The organism is Streptomyces sp. NPDC104313 (genome assembly GCF_055583985.1).
Window position 1 is genome coordinate 1 of the sequence record NZ_JBVJMW010000032.1, and the last position, 20,340, is coordinate 20,340.

The following is a 20,340-nucleotide window of genomic DNA, read 5'->3' on the forward strand; positions in this document are numbered from 1 at the left end:
GGGGGGGGGGGCGCCCCCGCGGCCCCGGGGGGCCGCGGCGGGTGGGTGGCCCGGGGGGGGCGCCCCCCCCCCGGGGGGCGGGGGGCCCCCCCCCCGGCCCCCCCCCCCCCTTCCCGCTGTGCGACGGGCCCGCCCTACAGCACCTTCGACAGGAACGACTTCGTCCGGTCGTGCTGCGGGTTGGTCAGGACGTCGCGCGGGTGGCCGGACTCGACCACCACGCCGTCGTCCATGAAGACCAGAGCGTCGCCCACCTCGCGGGCGAAGCCCATCTCGTGGGTGACGACGATCATCGTCATGCCGTCATCGGCCAGCCCGCGCATGACGTCCAGGACATCGCCCACCAGTTCCGGGTCGAGCGCCGAGGTCGGTTCGTCGAAGAGCATCAGCTTGGGCTCCATGGCCAGCGCACGGGCGATCGCCACCCGCTGCTGCTGCCCGCCGGAGAGCTGGGAGGGGTAGGTCTTCGCCTTGTCGGCGAGGCCCACCCGGTCCAGCAGCTTCTCGGCGCGGGCCCGGGCGACGGCCCTGGCCTCGCCCTTGACCTGGACCGGGGCCTCCATGACGTTCTCGATCGCCGTCATGTGGGGGAACAGGTTGAAGCGCTGGAAGACCATGCCGATGTCGCGGCGCTTCAGGGCGACTTCGCTGTCCTTGAGCTCGTAGAGCCTGTCGCCCTTCTGCCGGTAGCCCACCAGCTCGCCGTCGACCGACAGCCGGCCGGCGTTGATCTTCTCCAGGTGGTTGATACACCGGAGGAAGGTCGACTTGCCGGAACCGGACGGACCGATCAGGCAGAACACCTCACGCGGGGCGACCTCCAGGTCGATGCCCTTGAGGATGTGGGCGGCGCCGAAGGACTTGTGGACGCCCTCGGCCTTCACCATGGCGGTCGTCGTCATGCCATGCCTCCCTTGGGGCGGCCCAGGGACAGCACGTTGGCCCTGATCTTCTGGATCGGTGTCTGTGGCAGGCTTCGGCTGGAACCACGGGCGTAGTGGCGTTCCAGGTAGTACTGGCCCACGCTCAGCACCGAGGTCATGATCAGGTACCAGGCCGCGGCGAGGAAGTACATCTCCACGGGGGCACCGGAGTTCTGTCCGATGTCCTGGGCGTACCGGAAGAGCTCGGTGAACTGTACGGCGGCCACCAGCGAGGTCGTCTTGAGCATGTTGATGACCTCGTTGCCCGTCGGCGGCACGATCACGCGCATCGCCTGTGGGATGACCACGCGTCGCAGCGTCTTGCTGTGGCTCATGCCCAGCGCGTGCGAGGCCTCGGTCTGGCCCTCGTCGACCGAGAGCAGACCGGCGCGGCAGATCTCCGCCATGTACGCGGCCTCGTTGAGGCCGAGCCCCAGAAGGGCGGTCAACAGGGGGGTCATGAAGGACGACCACTCGTCCTTGTAGACCGGCCCGAGGTTGATGTACTCGAAGACCAGGCCCAGGTTGAACCAGACGAAGAGCTGGACCAGGACCGGGGTGCCCCGGAAGAACCAGATGTAGGACCAGGCGATCGATGACGTCACCGGGTTCTTCGACAGACGCATCACCGCGAGCAGGACGCCGCCGACGATGCCGATGGCCATCGAGAGGACGGTCAGCAGCAGGGTCTGGCCCACGCCCCGGATGATCCGGTCGTCGAAGAAGTAGTCCGGTACGGCACCCCAGTTGATCTGGCCCTGGGAGAAGGCGTAGACGATGGATGCCAACAGGCCGATGGCGATGACCGCCGCCACATAGCGCCCGTAGTGGCGGACCGGGATGGCCGTGATCGCCTCGGGTCCGGCCGCCGGGGTGGGTGGCGTGCTGGTGGGACCCGTCTTCTTGATGTCAGTCACAGGTGTTGCCTTTCACCGCCGCGATCCGGTCACGATCCGCCGTTGACCTTGGCCTCGGTGACCGCACCGTCCTGGACACCCCACTTGGCGATGATCTTGTCGTACTCGCCGTTCTTGATGATCGCGTCGAGCGCGGCCTTCACCGCGTCCCGCAGCTCGGTGTTGCTCTTGGCGACGGCGATGCCGTACGGGGCCGCCTCGACCTGCTCGCCCACGATCTGGAAATCCTTGCCGCCGCCCGAGGTCTTCACGGCGTACGCGGCTACCGGGAAGTCGGACGAACCGGCGTCGGCGCCTCCGGCGCGGAGCCGGGTCTGAGCCTCCAGGTCGTTGTCGAACTGCTCGATGGCGATCTTGCCCTTGCTGCCGCACTTCGCGCTCTCGGCCTTGGCGAGGTCGTGGGAGACCGTGCCGCGCTGGACGGCGATCTTCTTGCCGCAGAGGTCGGACCAGGCCTTGATGCCCTGGTCGGCGCCCTTCTTGGTGTAGATCGAGACGCCCGCGGTGAAGTAGTCGATGAAGTCGACGCCTTCGCCGACCTTCTTCTTCGTCTCGGAGTCGACGCCCTCCTGGCGGTCCTTGGTGTCGGTCATCGCCGACATCGCCAGGTCGTAGCGCTTCGAGCGGAGGCCCGTGATGAGGGTGTCGAAGGTTCCGTTCTGGAACTCGAAAGTGACGCCGAGCTGCTTGCCGAGGGCGGCGCCGAGGTCGGGGTCGATGCCGATGATCTTGCCGGAGTCGTCCTTGAACTCCACCGGCGGGTAGGCGATGTCCGAACCGACCTTGATGACGCCCTTGTCCTTGATGGCCTTGGGCAGCAGATCGGCGAGCGGCGCACTGTCCGACGTCTTCGGGGTGCCGGACTCCTTCGAGGTCTTGTCGGTCTGGTCGCCGCAGGCGGTGAGCAGCAGGGAGCCGGCGACCGCGATGGCGCCGATCGCCGCAATCCGGGACTTCGCGGTCGTACGACGCGTGGTGCTTGCGGTCATGTCGGGATCCTCCGGCAGGTGAGGGTGAGGTGCTGATGGGCGGCTTGGCACGCACCTTCGAGTGTCGCCACCTTGTGTGATGACGGCATCCTGCCATTTGCGCTGGCCCATTCAGGGGTCCGGCCATGTCAAAATCGGGTAACGGGCGACCCCCGAACATCAACGGCCGGTGCGCGAGGACCGGACCATCTGTGGGGATTCATTCCCCCCGCCGGAGAATCTTCGGCATGTCTTGGTTAGTGGGCGGCATTTATGTCGGTTTGCCGACTTGTCCAGAAATTCGACTATGAGTCACGTCACCGCGTCGATATGGACTCGTCCGTAACACCGTTCGTCCGGTAAGAAAGACGTTTACACCCCTCATCCGGGGCTCAGGGCGCGTGTGCGGCGCGCCCGCGCGTATGTACCTCCTATCCCTGCCGGGGCGGCCCAACCGCCCGGTGCGGGGCGCGTACGCGGTGCCCGCCCACCCCTCCTCAACCAGGAGTGGCCACCCTCAAACGATGAAGACTTAAGGGGTCAACACCATGGCAGCGGAGATCGTCAATCCTCGCAGCGACAGCACCATCGACAGTGCCATCGACAGCGCCACCCGCAGCGCCATCGACCGTGGCGTCCAGCGCACGAGCGCGGCGGACACCGGGGCCGACGAGCCCTTCGATCCGGCCTTCGCCCTCCACCGGGGCGGGAAGATGGCCGTGCAGGCCACCGTCCCGATCCGGGACAAGGACGACCTTTCCCTGGCGTACACGCCCGGTGTGGCGAAAGTGTGCAGCGCCATCGCCGACAACCCCGAGCTCGTCCACGACTACACCTGGAAGTCCCAGGTCGTGGCCGTCGTGACGGACGGCACCGCCGTGCTCGGCCTCGGCGACATCGGGCCCGAGGCGTCCCTCCCCGTCATGGAGGGCAAGGCCATCCTCTTCAAGCAGTTCGGCGGCGTCGACGCGGTGCCGATCGCGCTCGCGACCACCGACGCCGACGAGATCGTCGAGACCGTGGTCCGGCTCGCCCCCTCGTTCGGCGGGGTGAACCTGGAGGACATCTCGGCGCCCCGGTGCTTCGAGATCGAGCGCAAGCTCCAGGAGCGCCTGGACATCCCGGTCTTCCACGACGACCAGCACGGCACCGCGGTCGTCACCCTCGCCGCCCTGCGCAACGCGGCGAAGCTCTCCGGGCGGACGCTCGGCGATCTGCGCGGCGTCATCTCCGGCGCGGGCGCGGCGGGCGTGGCCATCGCCAGGTTCCTCCTGGAGGCGGGGATCGGCGACATCGCGATGGCCGACCGCAAGGGCATCGTCAGCCGCGACCGCGACGACCTCACCGAGGTCAAGCGCGAGTTGGCCGAGCTGACCAACCGGGCGGGCCTGAGCGGTTCGCTGGAGCAGGCGCTCGCCGGTGCGGACGTCTTCATCGGCGTCTCCGGCGGTACGGTCCCGGAGGCGGCGGTTGCCTCGATGGCCCCCGGCGCGTACGTCTTCGCGATGGCCAACCCGAACCCGGAGGTCCACCCCGAGGTCGCGCACAGGTACGCGGCGGTCGTGGCGACCGGGCGGTCCGACTTCCCGAACCAGATCAACAACGTGCTGGCGTTCCCGGGCATCTTCGCGGGCGCGCTCCAGGTCCGGGCCTCCCGGATCACCGAGGGCATGAAGATCGCCGCGGCGAACGCGCTGGCCGACGTGGTCGGCGATGAGCTGGCGGCGGACTACGTGATCCCGTCGCCGTTCGACGAGCGGGTCGCTCCCGCGGTCACCGCGGCGGTGGCCGCGGCGGCGCGGGCGGAGGGTGTGGCTCGGCGCTGAGGTGGCGTTGAGCGGTTGTGCGGTGGGCGGGGCCCGTAACGGTACGGGCCCCGCCCGCTTTCTGCCCTCCGCGCTTGAGGAGCGGAGCCCGGGGCGGTGCCCCCGGATCCCCGCTCCTCAAGCGCGGCAGGGGCTTTGATGGTGGGGCCTCCCGCTGTTCCATCGCGGCAGGGGCTTGATGGGTGCGGGTCCACCACGCTTGGCGTGCGTCACACGCGTAGGCGGTTACGTCGTCGGCCCGCCCCGCCTATCGTCGAGCCATGTTCGCCGCCTACGCAGCCCGCATCGATCCCGACCAGCCACTCGACGGCCTGGAGCTGGGTGACCGCCCGGCCCCCGAGGCGCGCCCCGGGTGGACCACCGTCACGGTCCGGGCCGCCTCCCTCAACCATCACGACCTCTGGTCCCTGCGGGGCGTGGGCCTCTCACAGGACCGGCTGCCGATGATCCTCGGCTGCGACGCGGCCGGCGTCGACCAGGACGGCAACGAGGTCGTCCTGCACTCCGTCATCGGGCAGTCGGGGCACGGCGTCGGGCCGAAGGAGCCGCGCTCCATCCTCACCGAGCGCTACCAGGGCACCTTCGCCGAGCAGGTCACCGTCCCCACCTGGAACGTCCTGCCCAAGCCGAAGGAGCTCAGCTTCCAGGAGGCCGCCTGCCTGCCGACCGCCTGGCTCACCGCGTACCGGATGCTGTTCACCAACGCCGGGGTGCGGCCCGGCGATTGCGTGCTCGTCCAGGGCGCCGGCGGCGGGGTCGCCACCGCCGCGATCGCGCTCGGGAAGGCCGCCGGGCTGCGGGTCTTCGCCACCAGCCGGGACCAGGCCAAGCGAGAGCGGGCGGTCGAACTCGGCGCGCTGGAGGCGTACGAGCCCGGCGCCCGGCTGCCGCAGCGGGTGGACGCCGTCATCGAGACCGTCGGGGCCGCCACCTGGTCCCACTCCGTGAAGTCGCTGCGCCCCGGCGGCACTCTCGTCATCTCCGGTGCCACCAGCGGCGACCGGCCCGCACACGCCGAGCTGACCCGGATCTTCTTCCTGGAACTGAAGGTGGTCGGCTCCACCATGGGGTCCAAGGACGAGCTGGAGGACCTGCTCTCGTTCTGCGCGACCACCGGGGTGCGCCCGGTCATCGACGAGGTGCTGCCGCTGGACCGGGCCCGGGAAGGGTTCCGGCGGCTGGAGTCGGGTGACCTCTTCGGGAAGATCGTGCTCAACCCGACCGCCTGAATGCGCTCCACGCCGCGCTCTTGATGGATCGTCAGATCTGCTGATGTGATCGGCCCATGCGAATGGGCAGAGCAGTCATGGCAGTTGTCGTCGCGTCCGTGCTCGCGGCGGGGGTCCTCGCCCCCGCCGCCTCGGCGCGCCCCGTATCCGTACCCGCTCCGGCTCCGGCCCCCGTGTCCGCCCGGCCCGGCATCCCGCCGCTGACCGATGACCGGGGGCGCACCCTCACCCTGCGCGGCTGGAACGTCGAGGACAAGGCGAACCGCGGCGAGGCCGCCCTCACCGCCATCACCGAACGACACTTCCGCGACCTGCGCGGACACGGCTTCAACTTCGCCCGGCTGCTGGTCTTCTGGGACGACCTGGAGCCCACGCGCGGCCAGTACAGCGAGCGCTACCTCCGGCGCGTCGAACGCGTCCTGGACTGGGCGCGCAAGCACCGCGTCCAGGTCCTCATCGACGCCCACCAGGACGTCTTCGGGCCCGCGTTCGGGCACCGGGGCATCCCGGAATGGGCCACCAGGACCGATGGGCTGCCGTTCACCCCGAATCCCGACGACTGGTTCTCCGAGTACTTCGAACCCGCCGTTCAGCGGGCCTTCACCCACCTCTACGAGGACCCCGACCTCCAGCGCGCCCAGGCGGCCATGTGGCAGGTCCTGGCGGAACGCTTCCGCGACCATCCGGCGGTGATCGGCTACGACCTGATCAACGAGCCGATGGGGGAGCTGCGCGCGGGCGAGGACCTGCCGGCCGCCGCCCGCCGGATCGAGGCCCAGCACCTCACCCCGATGTACAACCGGCTCGCCCGCGCCGTCCGGGCGAAGGACCGCGACACCTGGCTCTTCGTCGAGCCGACGCCCATCGTCGGCGAGGGCGTCCCCACCGGGCTCGGCCGGATCGAGGACCACCGGACCGTGTACGCCCCGCACTTCTACAACACCGCCATGGAGGCGGGCGCGGACTACGATCCTTCGGCCGGCTGGATCGAGACGTACGAGGCCGCCGTCACCGCCTACCCGGCCCGCCACCGGATGCCCGTGGTCGTCGGCGAGTGGGGACCCCTGAACAACGCCCTCCCCAACATGGGCCGCTTCTACCGCGAGGCCGTCGACTCCCTGAACCGCTACAGCTCCGGCTGGGCGGGGTACGTCTGGTGCTACGGCGGCGGCTACTGCGCGGTCGACGAGCACGGCCGCTTCCGTACGAACAAGGAGCGGACGGTCACCCCGTACGCCCCGGCCGTCGCGGGGACCGTCCGCTCCGAGGCGTACGACGCGGACACCCGCTCCTACCGCCTCGCCTACCGTGCCGCCGCCCGCCCCGGGGTGACGGAGCTGTCCCTCCCGCCCTCGCCCCGGGGCTGGCGCGTCTCCGTCACCGGCCCGGGGCGAGCCGTCGGCGGCCCCGGGCCGGTCACGGAGACGCGCGGGGGGTGGCCGGTCGTACGGGCGTGGCCCGGGAGCGAGGTGGTGGTGACCGTGCGGGAAGGTGGCCCGTATGGGCGAACCGGCCACCCCTGAAGGGTTTCTGCCGCGCCCCTGGGAGCCCGCCGACGCCTCGGCGGTGCTTCGCGCCTTCGCCCCGGCCGAGATGGACCGCCAGACGGGCCGGCCGGTGTGCGGGCGCCGGCGCGCCTGGCCGACGGCGATGTCAACTTTGATTGACATGCGGGTGATGTCAATGTAGGTTGACGCTATGACCGAAGCAACGGAACTGGCCGCACGTGCCGGTGACCGCGACCCGCGCGTCGGGTTGCGGTCGGTGGCCGCGCTGCGGCGGCTGCTGGAGCAGCTCGAAGCCGTACAAGTCAGAAGTGCCCGCGTCCAGGGCTGGTCGTGGCAGGAGATCGCCGCCGAGCTGGGTGTCAGCCGGCAGGCCGTGCACAAGAAGTACGGGAGGCGTTGATGTTCGAGCGATTCACCCGAGGGGCCCGCGCCACCGTGAAGGGCGCGGTGGCGCAGGCCGAACGCGCCGGGGCCGACTCGGTGACCGAGGAACACCTGCTGCTCGCGCTGCTGGAACAGGAGGGCGGCCGGGCCTCGTTCGCCGTCACCGCACTCGGCCTCCACGATCACCGGGCCTCCCTGGACGCCGCCTTCGCCGAGGCCCGCCGACGCGGCGGCCTGACCAAGGCCGATACCGACGCGCTCGCCGGTATCGGTATCGACATCGGCGCGATCGTCTCCCGGGTCGAAGGGGCCCATGGCGAAGGAGCCCTGGCGACCGGCCGGGGCGGTCGCCGGTGGTGGTCGGGGCACCGCCCCTTCACCCCGGGCGCGAAGACCGTCCTGGAGAATTCGCTGCGGGTCGCCCTGGGGCGCGGCGACCGCTTCATCGGCGAGGAACACCTGCTCCTGGCTCTCACGGCGAAGCCCGGAGTCGTCGCCGACGTCCTCGCCGAGCACGGCGCGACCTACGCGACCGTGCGGCGCGCGCTGTACGGCCCCGACGCCGACGGGGGACAGGGGCACGCCAAGGCCGGGTGAGACGGGCGTCCGGGACGCGCGGGCGACCGGGGTGGCGGGGCGGGCTCCATGGAACGGGGGCGGTCGTCCGGCACCGGACGACCGCCCCCGTTCCGCCCGGGCCGCGTCGGCTCAGGCCTTGCGCTCGTCCTCCGTCGTCAGCAGGGCCTCGATCCGCGCCGTCGCCGCGCCCAGGTGGCGGCGGGCCTCCGCGAGCTGGGTCTCCGTCACCCCGTGATCGCGGGCCGCGTCCCGGATGCCATCGCGGAAATGGTCCAGCAGGCGGTCCAGGTCGCGCCCCGGGTCGCCCGTGGCCGGTGCGTCCTCGCCCCAGCCGGAGGCGCCGTCGGGAGCCGGGGCGGCGTCCGGCTCGGGCTTGCCGAACGGGGGCCAGGCGCCGGAGCGCGCGAAACCGCTGAGGTGGCCCGTGATCTCCGCGAGGCCCTCCCGTACGCCGGAGGGCCAGTCGCCCCGCGCGAAGTGCTCCTGGACCTGGCGGGCGGCGGTCTGCATCTGCTCGTGCGCCTTCTCCTGGGCCTCCTTGGCCTGGCGGCGGGCCTGCTGGGCGTCCTCGCGGGCGCGCCGGGACTCGTCCTTCGCCCGGCGTGCCTGCTCCTTCCATACGTGCTTGGCCCGGTGCAGCTCCTCCTTCGCCGAGCGCCACGCCTCGCTCTCGCCGAGATCGCCCAGGCTGCCGAAGTCGCCGAAGTCACCGAAGGCGGGTGCCGGTTCGTCCTTACCCGGGTCGCCCTTGCCGCTCCCGGCCGCCGCCTTCGTACCGTGCCGGGACTCCGACGCCGCCGCCCGCATGTCGCTGCGGAGCCGGCCCGCCGCACCCCGTACGTCGTCGCGTATCTCGGCGGCCAGCTCGGAGACCGAGTCGCGGATCTCCAGCTCCAGGTCGGCCAGTTCGCCGCCCCGGCCCGCCAACTCCTCGCGCCCCGCGGTGGTGATGGAATAGACCTTGCGGCCACCCTCGGTGGCGTGGGTGACCAGACCCTCGGCCTCCAGCTTGGCCAGCCGAGGGTAGACCGTGCCGGCGGACGGGGCGTACAGGCCCTGGAAGCGCTCCTCCAGCAGGCGGATAACCTCGTAGCCGTGGCGAGGAGCCTCGTCCAGGAGCTTGAGGAGATACAGCCGCAGGCGGCCGTGGGCGAATACGGGAGGCATGTCAGAGAACCTTTCCGGTCGGCTCGGCGGCGTACGCGTCGTCCTCGGCGGGTGGCCTGCGCAGCAGGGCGATCGAACCGGACACGGTCGTCGCCCGCAGGGTCCCCGTCCCGGCGCCCAGCGTGCCGGTGATCTTCTTCGCGCCCCACTGCCCGCCGACCCGCAGGTCCTCGAAGGCGTTGGAGACGGCCCCGCTCGCGGTGTTCGCCTCGACCCTGGCGTCGGCCGGGTGCGGCAGCCGGATCGCGATCTCGCCGGTCACCGTGGTCAGCCGGATGTCCGTGGGCTTCCCGGACGGGTCGACGTCCAGCACCATGGCGCCGCTGACCGACTCGGCCCGGACCGAGGCCCCCGCCCCGTCGACCACCGTCAGGTCGCCGGACACGGAGTGGAAGCGCAGGTCCCCCGTGACGCCCTGGGCCTCCAGGCTGCCCGACACGGACTCCCCGCGCACCGCGCCGGTCAGCCCGACGAGCGTGGAGTCCCCGGTCAGGCCACGGACCTCGGTGCGGCCGCTGATGCCGGAGACGACGGCCCCGGCACCGATCACGCCGACCTCCACCGAGGAAGCAGCCGGTACGACGAGCGTGACCACGGCGCTGCGGCGGCGGTTCTTGGGGTCGAACCAGCGCAGGAAGTCCTGCCAGGGCAGGTCCTCGTAGGCCACGGTCAGCCGGCCGTCCTCCTGGGTCACGATCAGTGGCGGGCCCTCGATCGCGGAGATCTCCAGCCGGGCTTCCGGCTCGTCGGTCCCGACCACGTTGACCGTGCCGTCGACGATGCGTACGTGGAGCGCCGCCACCGGATCCTCGAAGGTGAGCTTCCGTGGCTCGGCAATGGTCCATGTCGACACAGGCATGGATGTGACCTCCCGGGAAGCGTGGCAACGCAACATATCGCGTCTCGTTCAGAACACGATATATCGCGGATGGGGGAAGTCAAAGGGGATCAGGGAGGGAGTCGGCGGGAGGTGAAACACAAGCAACAGCATCAAACAGGGGCATATTGCCCTAGCGTGTGAGCCATGAACGCGACATCCACCGGGGCCCTCCTGCTGTGCCGGGCCGACCCCGAGACCGTACGGCCGCTCGCCCACCTGCTGCGCGAGCAGATGCTCCTCGCCCGCGCGGGCGAGGAGTGGAGTGTGCTCGTCCCGGAGGGCAAGCCCTGGCGGAGCGGGGGCGCGGAGAGGGACATGGAGCAGGACGCCGAGCCCGTGGACCGGGTTCTCGGCGGCTGGGCCACCGCGCTCGCCGTCGGCTCCACCTGGCCGGTGCTCGCCCTGTGGTGGGATGCCGACCGGGCCGGATTCACCCTAGCCGCCGGATTCCGCCGGACCGTGGGCTACATCTGGCTGGCCGACGGCACCCCGGTGGGCGAGGACGAGGCCATGCGCACCTTCGCGGTCCGGCTCGGCCTCGACCCGGTCCTGGACGTACAGGCGCTGGAGGAGCTGACCCGCCCCGATCCGGACGGCGACGCGGACACCCGGCTGCGCGGACTGCTCGCCGTTCTCACCCGCACCGGACTGACCCTGCCCGCCGGGCTCTCACCGGGCGAGAGCGCGGACCGGCTGCGCAGCGTCGCGGCCGTGCAGCGCGGGGTGGAACGCGTCGAGTGGGCCGGGTGGCGCGATGCCGTACGTGTCGAACTGGACGCGGTCGAGAGCAGCAGGATCGGCCCGTGGGTACGCGGCCCGCGCGCCCGTGCCGTCGCCGCGATCCAGCTCGCGGCCGGGCTCCCGCTCCTGCTGTGGGGTGCCCGCCGCCGCAGTGGCGGCTGGATGGCGGCCGGAACGGTGCTGCTGGCGCAGGGTGTGCTGGGACTCGCCTACGAGCGGGCCAGGGCGGGCGCGGACGCCTCGGGCCGCCCCTAGGACATGCGGGGCACGCGGGTCACGCGGGTCACGCCTCCTCGTCGTCCTCGTCGTCCAGCCGTGCCAGCCAGGTCGCGAGGCGCTCCACCGGCACCTCGAAGTCGGGGTTGAGATCGACGAACGTCCGCAGCTGCTCGGCGAGCCACTCGAAGGTGACCTCCTCCTCGCCGCGCCGCTTCTCCAGTTCCTCGATGCCACGGTCCGTGAAGTACATGCGCACAGGATATCGAGGTGCGGGCGCCCGTAGTACGCCGGATAGGCCGGATACGCCGGGGACCCAGCCCCGCGACAAGCGCGGAACCGGGTCCCCGGTGACGTACGGACAGCGCGTACGGCTGCGTGGTCCTAGGCCTCGAAGACCTCGTTGACCAACTGCGTCTGCTCCGCCTGGTGGCGCTTGGCCGAGCCGACCGCCGGGGACGAGCCGTGCGACCGCGAGATGCGGCGCAGGCGCTCGCCGTGCGGCACGTCCGAGCCGACCGCGAGGTCCAGGTGGTCGATCAGGTTGAGCGCGATGAACGGCCACGCCCCCTGGTTCGCCGGCTCCTCCTGGGCCCACAGGTACTTCTCGGCGTTCGGGTACTTCGCGATCTCGGCCTGGATCTCCGCACCCGGCAGCGGGTACAGGCGCTCCAGCCGGATGATCGCCGTCTCCGTGTCGCCACGCTTGACCCGCTCGGCGTCCAGGTCGTAGTACAGCTTGCCCGCGCAGAAGACGACCTTGCGGACGCTCGAAGGCTGGACCGACGTGTCGCCGATCACCGGACGGAAGCCGCCGGTGGTGAACTCCTCGATGGACGAGGCCGCGGCCTTCAGACGCAGCATCGACTTCGGGGTGAAGACGATCAGCGGCTTGTGGTGCGGGTTGTGCACCTGCCAGCGCAGCAGGTGGAAGTAGTTCGACGGGAGGGTCGGCATCGCGACCGTCATGTTGTCCTGCGCGCACATCTGGAGGAAGCGCTCCGGACGGGCGGAGCTGTGGTCCGGTCCCTGGCCCTCGTGGCCGTGCGGCAGCAGCAGCGTGACGCCGGAGGTCTGGCCCCACTTCTGCTCGGCCGAGGAGATGAACTCGTCCACGACGGTCTGCGCGCCGTTGACGAAGTCACCGAACTGGGCCTCCCAGATGACCAGCGACTCCGGACGGGCCAGCGAGTAGCCGTACTCGAAGCCCATCGCCGCGTACTCCGAGAGCAGCGAGTCGTACACGTTGTACCGGGCCTGGTCGTCGGTCAGGTACAGCAGCGGGGTGTAGTCCTCGCCGGTGACCTGGTCGACCAGGACCGCGTGGCGCTGGCCGAACGTGCCGCGGCGGGTGTCCTGGCCGGCGAGCCGGACCGGGGTGCCCTCCATCAGCAGCGAACCGATGGCCAGCGTCTCGCCCATGCCCCAGTCGATCGTGGCGTTGTCCACCGAGGCCGCGCGGCGCTGCATCTGCGGCATCAGGCGGGGGTGGACGGTGATCGAGTCGGGGATGTTGACCTGTGACTCGGCGATCCGCTTGACGACCTCGGCGGAGACGGGCGTCTCCACGGCCACCGGGAACGCGGCCTGCGGCTCCGGGATATGCGGGGCGGCCGGCTGCGAGGTGGCCTCGCGGACCTCGGCGAACACCTTCTCCAACTGACCCTGGAAGTCCTGGAGCGCCTGCTCCGCCTCTTCCAGCGTGATGTCGCCGCGACCGATGAGGGACTCGGTGTACAGCTTGCGCACCGAGCGCTTCTTGTCGACCAGGGTGTACATCTGCGGGTTGGTGAACTCCGGGTTGTCGGTCTCGTTGTGACCGCGGCGCCGGTAGCAGATGAGGTCGATCACGACGTCCTTGTTGAACGCCTGCCGGAACTCGAAGGCGAGCCGTGCGACGCGGACCACGGCCTCCGGGTCGTCGCCGTTGACGTGGATGATCGGCGCCTCGATCATGCGCGCCACGTCGGTGGCGTACATCGAGGAGCGCGAGGACTCCGGGGCGGCGGTGAAGCCGACCTGGTTGTTGATCACCACGTGCACGGTGCCGCCGGTGCGGTAGCCGCGCAGCTGCGACATGTTGAGCGTCTCGGCGACGACGCCCTGGCCCGCGAAGGCCGCGTCGCCGTGGAGCGCGACCGGCAGGACCGTGAAGTCCGTGCCGCCCTTGTTGATGATGTCCTGCTTGGCCCGGGCGATGCCCTCCAGGACCGGGTCGACCGCCTCCAGGTGCGAGGGGTTGGCGGCCAGCGAGACCTTGATCTGCTCGCCGTCCAGACCGGTGAAGGTGCCCTCGGCGCCCAGGTGGTACTTGACGTCGCCGGAGCCGTGCATCGAGCGCGGGTCGAGGTTGCCCTCGAACTCGCGGAAGATCTGCGCGTACGACTTGCCGACGATGTTCGCCAGGACGTTCAGCCGGCCTCGGTGGGCCATGCCGATGACGACCTCGTCGAGGCGGGCCTCGGCGGCGGAGTCGATGACCGCGTCGAGCAGCGGGATGACGGACTCGCCGCCCTCCAGCGAGAACCGCTTCTGGCCGACGTACTTCGTCTGCAGGAAGGTCTCGAACGCCTCTGCGGCGTTCAGCCGGCGCAGGATGCGCAGCTGCTCCTCGCGCTCGGGCTTCGGGCGCGCGCGCTCGACGCGGTCCTGGAGCCACTTGCGCTGACTCGGGTCCTGGATGTGCATGAACTCGATGCCGGTGGTGCGGCAGTACGACTCACGCAGCACGCCGAGGATGTCGCGGAGCTTCATCATCGTCTTGCCGGCGAACCCGCCGACCGCGAAGTCCCGCTCCAGGTCCCACAGGGTGAGGCCGTGCTCGGTGATGTCCAGGTCGGGGTGCTTGCGCTGGTGGTACTCCAGCGGGTCGGTGTCGGCCATGACATGGCCCCGGACCCGGTAGGAGTGGATCAGCTCGAAGACCCGCGCGGCCTTGGTGACGTCGTCGTCGTGCGAGGCGTCGATGTCCTTGAGCCAGCGGACCGGCTCGTAGGGGATCCGCAGCGCCTTGAAGATCTCGTCGTAGAACTCGTTCTCGCCGAGCAGCAGCTGGGACAGGACCCGCAGGAACTCGCCGGAGGCCGCGCCCTGGATGACCCGGTGGTCGTAGGTCGAGGTCAGCGTCATGACCTTCGAGATACCGAGCTTGTTCAGGGTGTCCTGCGACGTGCCCTGGAACTCCGCCGGGTAGTCCATCGCGCCGACGCCCATGATGAGGCCCTGACCGGGCATCAGGCGGGGCACCGAGTGGACGGTGCCGATGCCGCCGGGGTTGGTCAGCGAGGCGGTGACGCCGGAGAAGTCGTCCATGCCGAGCTTGCCGATGCGGGCGCGCCGGACGATGTCCTCGTACGCCTGCCAGAACTCGAAGAAGTTGAGCGTCTCGGCCTTCTTGATGGCCGCGACGACCAGCTGGCGGTCGCCGTTCGGCTTCACCAGGTCGATGGCCAGACCCAGGTTGATGTGCTCCGGCTTGACCAGGGTCGGCTTGCCGTCCTTGGTGGCGAAGGAGTAGTTCATCGACGGCATGGCCTTGAGGGCCTGCACCATCGCGTACCCGATGAGGTGCGTGAAGGAGATCTTCCCGCCGCGGGCGCGCTTGAGGTGGTTGTTGATGACGATGCGGTTGTCGAAGAGCAGCTTCACCGGGACCGCGCGGACGGATGTGGCCGTCGGCAGCTCCAGCGAGGCGTTCATGTTCTTCGCGACGGCGGCCGAAGGGCCGCGCAGCGTCACGTACTCCGGTCCGGCCGGTGCCTCGGCGGAGTCGCCCGCCTCGGCCTTGGCGGGCTTGGCCGCAACGGGCTTCGCTGGGGCCGGTGCGGCCTTGGCCGGGGCCGACTGCGCGGGAGCCGCCGGAGCGGCCGCGGGCGCGGACTTCACCGGGGCCGGGGCGGGCGCGGCCGGGGCGGCGGGCACCTCGGTCACCGGTGCGACGCCGGGAACGGGCTTGTCCGCCGTGCCGGATGTACCCGGCTTGTAGTCGGCGAAGAAGTCCCACCAGGCGCGATCGACCGAACTGGGATCCTGGAGGTACTGCTGATAGATCTCGTCGACGAGCCATTCATTGGCGCCGAACGCAGCGGCCGGGTTCGTACCCGGGCCGGCTTGATCGGTCGAGATGCTCGAGTTACTGGGGGACTGAGACGACACGGCGGCAACCGCCCTCTTCCGCTTCACAAGGTGATGGACAGCGGAAATCAAGGCTACGCCCCCCGGACCGTTCCTTGCAGGCCGGGCCGGTGCTTCGTCGTGCACATCACATCGGAAGGCGGGTTTCGGCGCAGGAAATGGCGGGAAACAAGCGAGGTTCCACTGCACTTCGGGTACGCAGGACCGAGGATACGGTCTTCCGACCGTATCCCTTTGAGGCCCCCTGCTGGCAGGACACGGGTGAACGTGCCCTTCCGGTTCGACCCTATGTCAACCGCGCCGTCAACCGCGCGGCTCGGGGAATCCCGGGAGGGTGACCTGGATGCGGCAGCCCTTCGCGGATTCGGCCGCCCCGATCCGACCGCCGTGCAGATCGACCGCCCACCGGGCGATGGCCAGCCCCAGTCCCGTACCGCCGTCGCTTCCCGGACCGTGCGGGGAGGGCGCCTGGCCCCGGTTGAAGCGCTCGAACACCCGGTGGCGCTCCGCCTCCGGGATGCCGGGCCCCTCGTCGATGACCTCCAGCTCCAGCGACTCCGGATGGGCCCCGCGCCGCGCGAGCACCGTCACCCGGCCGTGCGGCGGGCTGTGCTTGACCGCGTTGTCGATGAGGTTGGCGACCACCTGGTGCAGCCGCTCCGCGTCCGCGTGCGCGGTGAGCTCCGGCGGCGAGACGTCCAGATGCAGGTGGACGTCCGTACGGGAGTGATTGCCCGAACCGGACGACAGGCGCCGGTGGGAGGCGGCGAGATTGGCCTCTTTCAACACGCCCGACAGATACGGCCAGACCTCGAAACGGCGGGCCTTGAGCGCCACCACCCCGTTGTCCAGCCGCGACAGGTCCAGCAGTGTCTCGACCAGCCGGCCGAGCCGCTCCGTCTGCTTCAGCGCCGTGCGCATGGTCTCCGGATCGGCGGCGGACACCCCGTCCACCACGTTCTCCAGCACGGCTCTCAGCGCCGCGATGGGGGTGCGCAGCTCATGGCTCACATTGGCGACCAGCTCTTTTCGGTGCCGGTCCTCCGCCTCCAGATCGTCCGCCATGCGGTTGATCGTCCGTGCCAGATCCCCGAGCTCGTCCCGCCGCCCGGCGCCGCTCACCCGGCGGGTGTAGTCGCCGTGCGAGATGGACCGGGCCACCGCTCTCATCTCGTCCAGCGGCGCGGTCAGACCGTGCGCCACGAACTGGGTGATCAGCAGCGTGGCGATCACCGAGAACACCGTGATGAAACGGAACTCCGTACGGGTCCGCAACGCGACGATCAGCAGCCCCGTGGTGATGAACACCGAGACCACGACGAGCGTGCCGAGCTTGGCCTTGATCGAGAAGGGCCGCAGTCCGGACCCTGGCCGCGTCATGGCGCGGGAGTCTCCAGGGCGTAGCCCACGCCGTGCACGGTACGGATCCGCTCCGCGCCGATCTTCCGGCGCAGCGCCTTGATGTGGCTGTCGACCGTGCGGGTGCCCGAGGCGTCCGCCCAGTCCCACACCTCGGCCAGCAACTGCTCCCGGGAGAGCACCGCGCGCGGGGTGTTGGCGAGGCAGACCAGCAGGTCGAACTCGGTCGGCGTGAGGTGGACGTCCTCGGTGCGCACCCGGACCCGGCGCTGCGCGTGGTCGATCTCCAGCTCACCCAGACGCAGTATCCCGCTCCGCGGGGTGACGGCGGCCAGCGCGGCCCGCTCCACCCGGCGCAGCAGCACATGCACCCGGGCGGCCAGCTCCCGCATGGAGAACGGCTTGGTCATGTAGTCGTCGGCGCCGACCCCGAGCCCGACCAGCATGTCGGTCTCGTCGTCGCGTGCGGTGAGCATCATCACCGGTACCGGGCGCTGCGCCTGTACGCGGCGGCAGACCTCCAGGCCGTCGAAGCCGGGAAGCATGATGTCGAGCACCATCAGGTCGGGCTGCCAGGCCTCGGCCGCGTCCACGGCCGCGGGGCCGTCCAGCGCGGTCTGCACCAGGAAGCCCTCCGCCCGCAGCCGGGCGGAAATGGCGTCGACGATCGTGGCGTCGTCCTCGACCACCAGCACCCGGCGCTGAGCCCCCGGGGTGGCCGCGACGCCGTTGTGGGTGGTGTGTGTTTGTTCCATCGCCCCGCCCCTGCCCGTTCTCGCGGGAGACATTCCCCCGGAGGCACGGTTTTCGCTCGTGGATTTCGTGGGTGATCCATGTGCCGGTCAGCAGCGTAAAGGCAGCGGAGTCCTTCCGGCTACGCAGGGTGTTGTCCCGGACGTGCGAGTTCCGGCCGACCGGGCGGCCGGATCGTCGCCCTCGGGCCGGTTGACCCGTGTCACCGCCGGTCCGCGCATACCGGGAGGGGGTTCAGGCCGTCCGCAGTGCGAGATGGACCACGTCGGGCACACCTCGGGCAACGGCCACCTCTTCCGTCCGAACCCCGCTGAACCCGGCATTCCGCAACGCCTGTTCGAAGGTCGGCGACGGCTGCGCGGACCAGACGGCGAGCACTCCGCCCGGGGTCAGCCGGTCGTGGCAGTGCGCCAGGCCGGCGGGGGAGTAGAGGCTTCCGTTGTCCTCCGTGACGGTCCAGTCCGGCCCGTTGTCGATGTCCAGGCACAGGGCGTCGTAACGCTCCGTGCCGGTACGGAGGTGGGCGACGAGGTCCGTGTGGAGGATCCCGGTCCGGGGGTCGGCCAGCGCCGGCCCGGAGATCCGGTCCAGCGGCCCGTCCAGGTGCCAGTCCACGATCGCCTGCTCCCGCTCCACGACCACGATCCGGCCCCAGCGCCGCTGCTCGGCGGCCCGCACCAGCGAGAACCCGACGCCCAGGCCGCCGATCAGCACCGAGGGGCCGGTCCGCCCGGCGGGCAGGGCGGCCAGCGCGGCGTCGATCAGCAGCCGCTCGGAGCGCCCGTCGGAGGTGTCCATCAGGAAGCAGCCGTTGGCGATGATCTCGAAGTGCTCCCCGCGCTCCCGCAGCACGACTTCGCCGAAGGGCCCCTCGCGGCGGTCGAGGACGACGGGGGCTTCGGTGGAACGCGTCGGCATCGGGTCAGGGGTGGTCGTAGTGGTCGTAGCGGGTGCCGAGGGCATCGCGGGCATGGTGTGGCTCTCCGGTCTCCGGTCGTGGCGGTCCGTGTCCGTCATCCTGTCCCGCCGCCCGGGCCGAGTGCCAGTGAGTTCCCCTCCGGCGGTGGGGAACAACCGCCCGTCCCTCGGCGCTCCCGTCACCGGGGGGCCACCCCGGACCATCCGCCGGGAGGGTGTGACGGGCGGTACGGAGTCACCTCGGGGGCATCTGATCGCTCAGAGCGAACAAGTGGTGGGGAACATTCGGCGGCTCAGGAGCATTGAGCCCATGTAGCTCAACTTGCCTGCCGAAGGGGAGATCATGACTAGCGAGTCCGAGGCGTTCACACCGATCGACCTGCCCGTGCTGCCGCTCGACGACGAGGTCGTCCTGCCCGGCATGGTGGTGCCGCTCGACCTGTCCGACACCGAGGTGCGCGCCGCCGTCGAGGCCGCGCAGGCCGCCGCCCGTCCCGACGGGGGCAAGCCCCAGGTGCTGCTGGTCCCACGGATCGACGGTACGTACACGGGGACCGGTGTCCTCGGCACCGTCGAGCAGGTCGGACGCCTGTCGGACGGCGACCCGGGCGCACTCATCCGGGCCCGCGACCGGGTCCGCATCGGCGCGGGGACCAGTGGGCCCGGCCGGGCGCTCTGGGTCGAGGGGACCATGCTCGAAACCGCCGCCCCCGACCCCCTGCCCGGATCCGCCGTCGAGCTGGTCAAGGAGTACAAGGCACTCGCCACCAGTTGGCTGAAGAAGCGCGGTGCCTGGCAGGTCGTGGACCGGGTCCAGCAGATCGACGACATCTCCGCGCTCGCCGACAACTCCGGATACTCGCCGTTCCTGACCACCGCCCAGAAGGTCCAGCTCCTGGAGACCGGAGACCCGATCGCCCGGCTGAAGCTCGCCATCCAGTGGCTGGGCGAGCACCTCGCCGAGCAGGACGTGGCCGAATCCATCGCCAAGGACGTCCAGGACGGCGTCGACAAGCAGCAGCGAGAATTCCTGCTGCGCCGCCAGTTGGACGCCGTGCGCAAGGAACTCTCCGAGCTCAACGGCGACCCGGAGGACGAGTCCGACGACTACCGGGCCCGCGTCGAGGCCGCCGGCCTCCCCGAGCACGTCCGCGAGGCCGCGCTCAAGGAGGTCGAGAAGCTGGAGCGGTCCAGCGACCAGTCGCCCGAAGGCTCCTGGATCCGCACCTGGCTGGATACCGTCCTCGAACTGCCCTGGACCGAGCGGACCGAGGACGCCTACGACATCCGCGGCGCCCGGCGGATCCTGGACGCCGAGCACGCCGGCCTCGCCGACGTGAAGGAACGCATCACCGAGTACCTCGCGGTGCGCAAGCGCCGTGCCGACCGGGGGCTGGGTGTGGTGGGCGGCCGTCGCGGCGGCGCCGTGCTGGCCCTCGTCGGTCCGCCCGGCGTCGGCAAGACCTCCCTCGGCGAGTCCGTCGCGCACGCCATGGGCCGCACGTTCGTCCGCGTCGCGCTCGGCGGTGTCCGGGACGAGGCGGAGATCCGTGGCCACCGGCGTACGTACGTGGGCGCGCTCCCCGGCCGTATCGTGCGGGCCATCAAGGAGGCCGGTTCGATGAACCCGGTCGTCCTGCTCGACGAGATCGACAAGGTCGGCTCCGACTTCCGGGGCGACCCGGCCGCCGCCCTCCTCGAAGTCCTCGACCCGGCCCAGAACCACACCTTCCGCGACCACTACCTCAAACGGTACACCCCCCGGAACATCGGATCTAGACCCGCCCCGGACAGCAGGAAGCCCCGCCTGATCAGCAGATCGGACGGGGCTTACTTCT

Annotated in this window: 17 protein-coding genes; 7 read left to right on the forward strand and 10 right to left on the reverse strand. The window is 70.6% G+C overall.

What is annotated here, in order from left to right; translation table 11 throughout:
* Positions 1 to 134: 134 nt before the first annotated feature.
* From ACZ60Q_RS35670 to ACZ60Q_RS35680, 3 genes are read right to left on the reverse strand one after another with little or no spacing between them, the layout of a single operon-like run.
* A complete protein-coding gene (locus tag ACZ60Q_RS35670) occupies positions 135 to 902 on the reverse strand; it encodes an amino acid ABC transporter ATP-binding protein (RefSeq protein WP_469641733.1) in 768 nt (255 codons plus the stop codon).
* Entirely contained in the window at positions 899 to 1,840 is a 942-nt protein-coding gene (locus ACZ60Q_RS35675; protein ID WP_469641734.1) for an amino acid ABC transporter permease, read from the reverse strand. The genes ACZ60Q_RS35670 and ACZ60Q_RS35675 overlap by 4 nt, the downstream gene beginning before the upstream one ends.
* A 29-nt stretch (positions 1,841 to 1,869) precedes the next feature.
* The gene (locus tag ACZ60Q_RS35680; protein WP_469641735.1) at positions 1,870 to 2,829 is read right to left on the reverse strand and encodes an ABC transporter substrate-binding protein; all 960 of its coding nucleotides are present in this window, start codon (positions 2,827 to 2,829) and stop codon (positions 1,870 to 1,872) included.
* Between the two features lie 527 nt (positions 2,830 to 3,356).
* On the opposite strand from ACZ60Q_RS35680, the gene ACZ60Q_RS35685 reads away from it, so the two are divergent.
* From ACZ60Q_RS35685 to ACZ60Q_RS35705, 5 genes are all read left to right on the forward strand, one after another.
* Complete coding sequence (locus tag ACZ60Q_RS35685; protein WP_469641736.1) at positions 3,357 to 4,634, forward strand: NAD(P)-dependent malic enzyme; 1,278 nt, start codon at positions 3,357 to 3,359, stop codon at positions 4,632 to 4,634.
* Between the two features lie 260 nt (positions 4,635 to 4,894).
* Entirely contained in the window at positions 4,895 to 5,863 is a 969-nt protein-coding gene (locus ACZ60Q_RS35690) for a zinc-binding dehydrogenase (protein WP_469641737.1), read from the forward strand.
* Positions 5,864 to 5,940: 77 nt separating this feature from the next.
* Complete coding sequence (locus ACZ60Q_RS35695) at positions 5,941 to 7,386, forward strand: cellulase family glycosylhydrolase (RefSeq protein ID WP_469641738.1); 1,446 nt, start codon at positions 5,941 to 5,943, stop codon at positions 7,384 to 7,386.
* A gap of 175 nt (positions 7,387 to 7,561) precedes the next feature.
* Positions 7,562 to 7,771, forward strand: a complete 210-nt coding sequence (locus tag ACZ60Q_RS35700) for a sigma factor-like helix-turn-helix DNA-binding protein (protein ID WP_469641739.1) — start codon at positions 7,562 to 7,564, stop codon at positions 7,769 to 7,771.
* Complete coding sequence (locus ACZ60Q_RS35705; RefSeq protein ID WP_469641740.1) at positions 7,771 to 8,352, forward strand: Clp protease N-terminal domain-containing protein; 582 nt, start codon at positions 7,771 to 7,773, stop codon at positions 8,350 to 8,352. Before ACZ60Q_RS35700 ends, ACZ60Q_RS35705 begins: the two co-directional genes overlap by 1 nt.
* Before the next feature lie 111 nt (positions 8,353 to 8,463).
* On the opposite strand, the gene ACZ60Q_RS35710 is transcribed toward ACZ60Q_RS35705, so the two are convergent.
* Together ACZ60Q_RS35710 and ACZ60Q_RS35715 are read right to left on the reverse strand one after the other, a co-directional pair.
* Complete coding sequence (locus ACZ60Q_RS35710) at positions 8,464 to 9,501, reverse strand: PadR family transcriptional regulator (protein WP_469641741.1); 1,038 nt, start codon at positions 9,499 to 9,501, stop codon at positions 8,464 to 8,466.
* Between the two features lies 1 nt (position 9,502).
* On the reverse strand, positions 9,503 to 10,360 hold the full coding sequence (locus tag ACZ60Q_RS35715; protein WP_469641742.1) for a DUF4097 family beta strand repeat-containing protein: 858 nt from the start codon (positions 10,358 to 10,360) through the stop codon (positions 9,503 to 9,505).
* A 165-nt stretch (positions 10,361 to 10,525) separates the two neighbouring features.
* On the opposite strand from ACZ60Q_RS35715, the gene ACZ60Q_RS35720 reads away from it, so the two are divergent.
* Positions 10,526 to 11,377, forward strand: coding sequence for a hypothetical protein (locus ACZ60Q_RS35720; protein WP_469641743.1), 852 nt, complete (start codon positions 10,526 to 10,528; stop codon positions 11,375 to 11,377).
* Positions 11,378 to 11,405: 28 nt separating this feature from the next.
* Here the strand turns inward: ACZ60Q_RS35720 and ACZ60Q_RS35725 are convergent, their stop codons facing one another.
* From ACZ60Q_RS35725 to ACZ60Q_RS35745, 5 genes are all read right to left on the reverse strand, one after another.
* The gene (locus tag ACZ60Q_RS35725) at positions 11,406 to 11,591 is read right to left on the reverse strand and encodes a DUF6104 family protein (protein ID WP_161184211.1); all 186 of its coding nucleotides are present in this window, start codon (positions 11,589 to 11,591) and stop codon (positions 11,406 to 11,408) included.
* Positions 11,592 to 11,722: 131 nt separating this feature from the next.
* Positions 11,723 to 15,493 carry a multifunctional oxoglutarate decarboxylase/oxoglutarate dehydrogenase thiamine pyrophosphate-binding subunit/dihydrolipoyllysine-residue succinyltransferase subunit gene (locus ACZ60Q_RS35730; protein ID WP_469641744.1) on the reverse strand — a complete coding sequence of 1,257 codons (3,771 nt, stop codon included), beginning with the start codon at positions 15,491 to 15,493 and terminating at the stop codon, positions 11,723 to 11,725.
* Positions 15,494 to 15,775: 282 nt separating this feature from the next.
* Positions 15,776 to 16,852 (reverse strand): HAMP domain-containing sensor histidine kinase, encoded by a 1,077-nt coding sequence (locus ACZ60Q_RS35735; protein WP_469641745.1) that lies wholly within the window; start codon positions 16,850 to 16,852, stop codon positions 15,776 to 15,778.
* The gene (locus ACZ60Q_RS35740; protein WP_469641747.1) at positions 16,849 to 17,586 is read right to left on the reverse strand and encodes a response regulator transcription factor; all 738 of its coding nucleotides are present in this window, start codon (positions 17,584 to 17,586) and stop codon (positions 16,849 to 16,851) included. The genes ACZ60Q_RS35735 and ACZ60Q_RS35740 overlap by 4 nt, the downstream gene beginning before the upstream one ends.
* A 232-nt stretch (positions 17,587 to 17,818) precedes the next feature.
* Positions 17,819 to 18,502 (reverse strand): spermidine synthase family protein, encoded by a 684-nt coding sequence (locus tag ACZ60Q_RS35745; protein WP_469641749.1) that lies wholly within the window; start codon positions 18,500 to 18,502, stop codon positions 17,819 to 17,821.
* A gap of 343 nt (positions 18,503 to 18,845) precedes the next feature.
* Between ACZ60Q_RS35745 and ACZ60Q_RS35750 the strand changes: the two genes are divergently transcribed.
* The coding region (locus tag ACZ60Q_RS35750; protein ID WP_469641751.1) for an LON peptidase substrate-binding domain-containing protein at positions 18,846 to 20,340 on the forward strand (1,495 nt) is incomplete at its 3' end.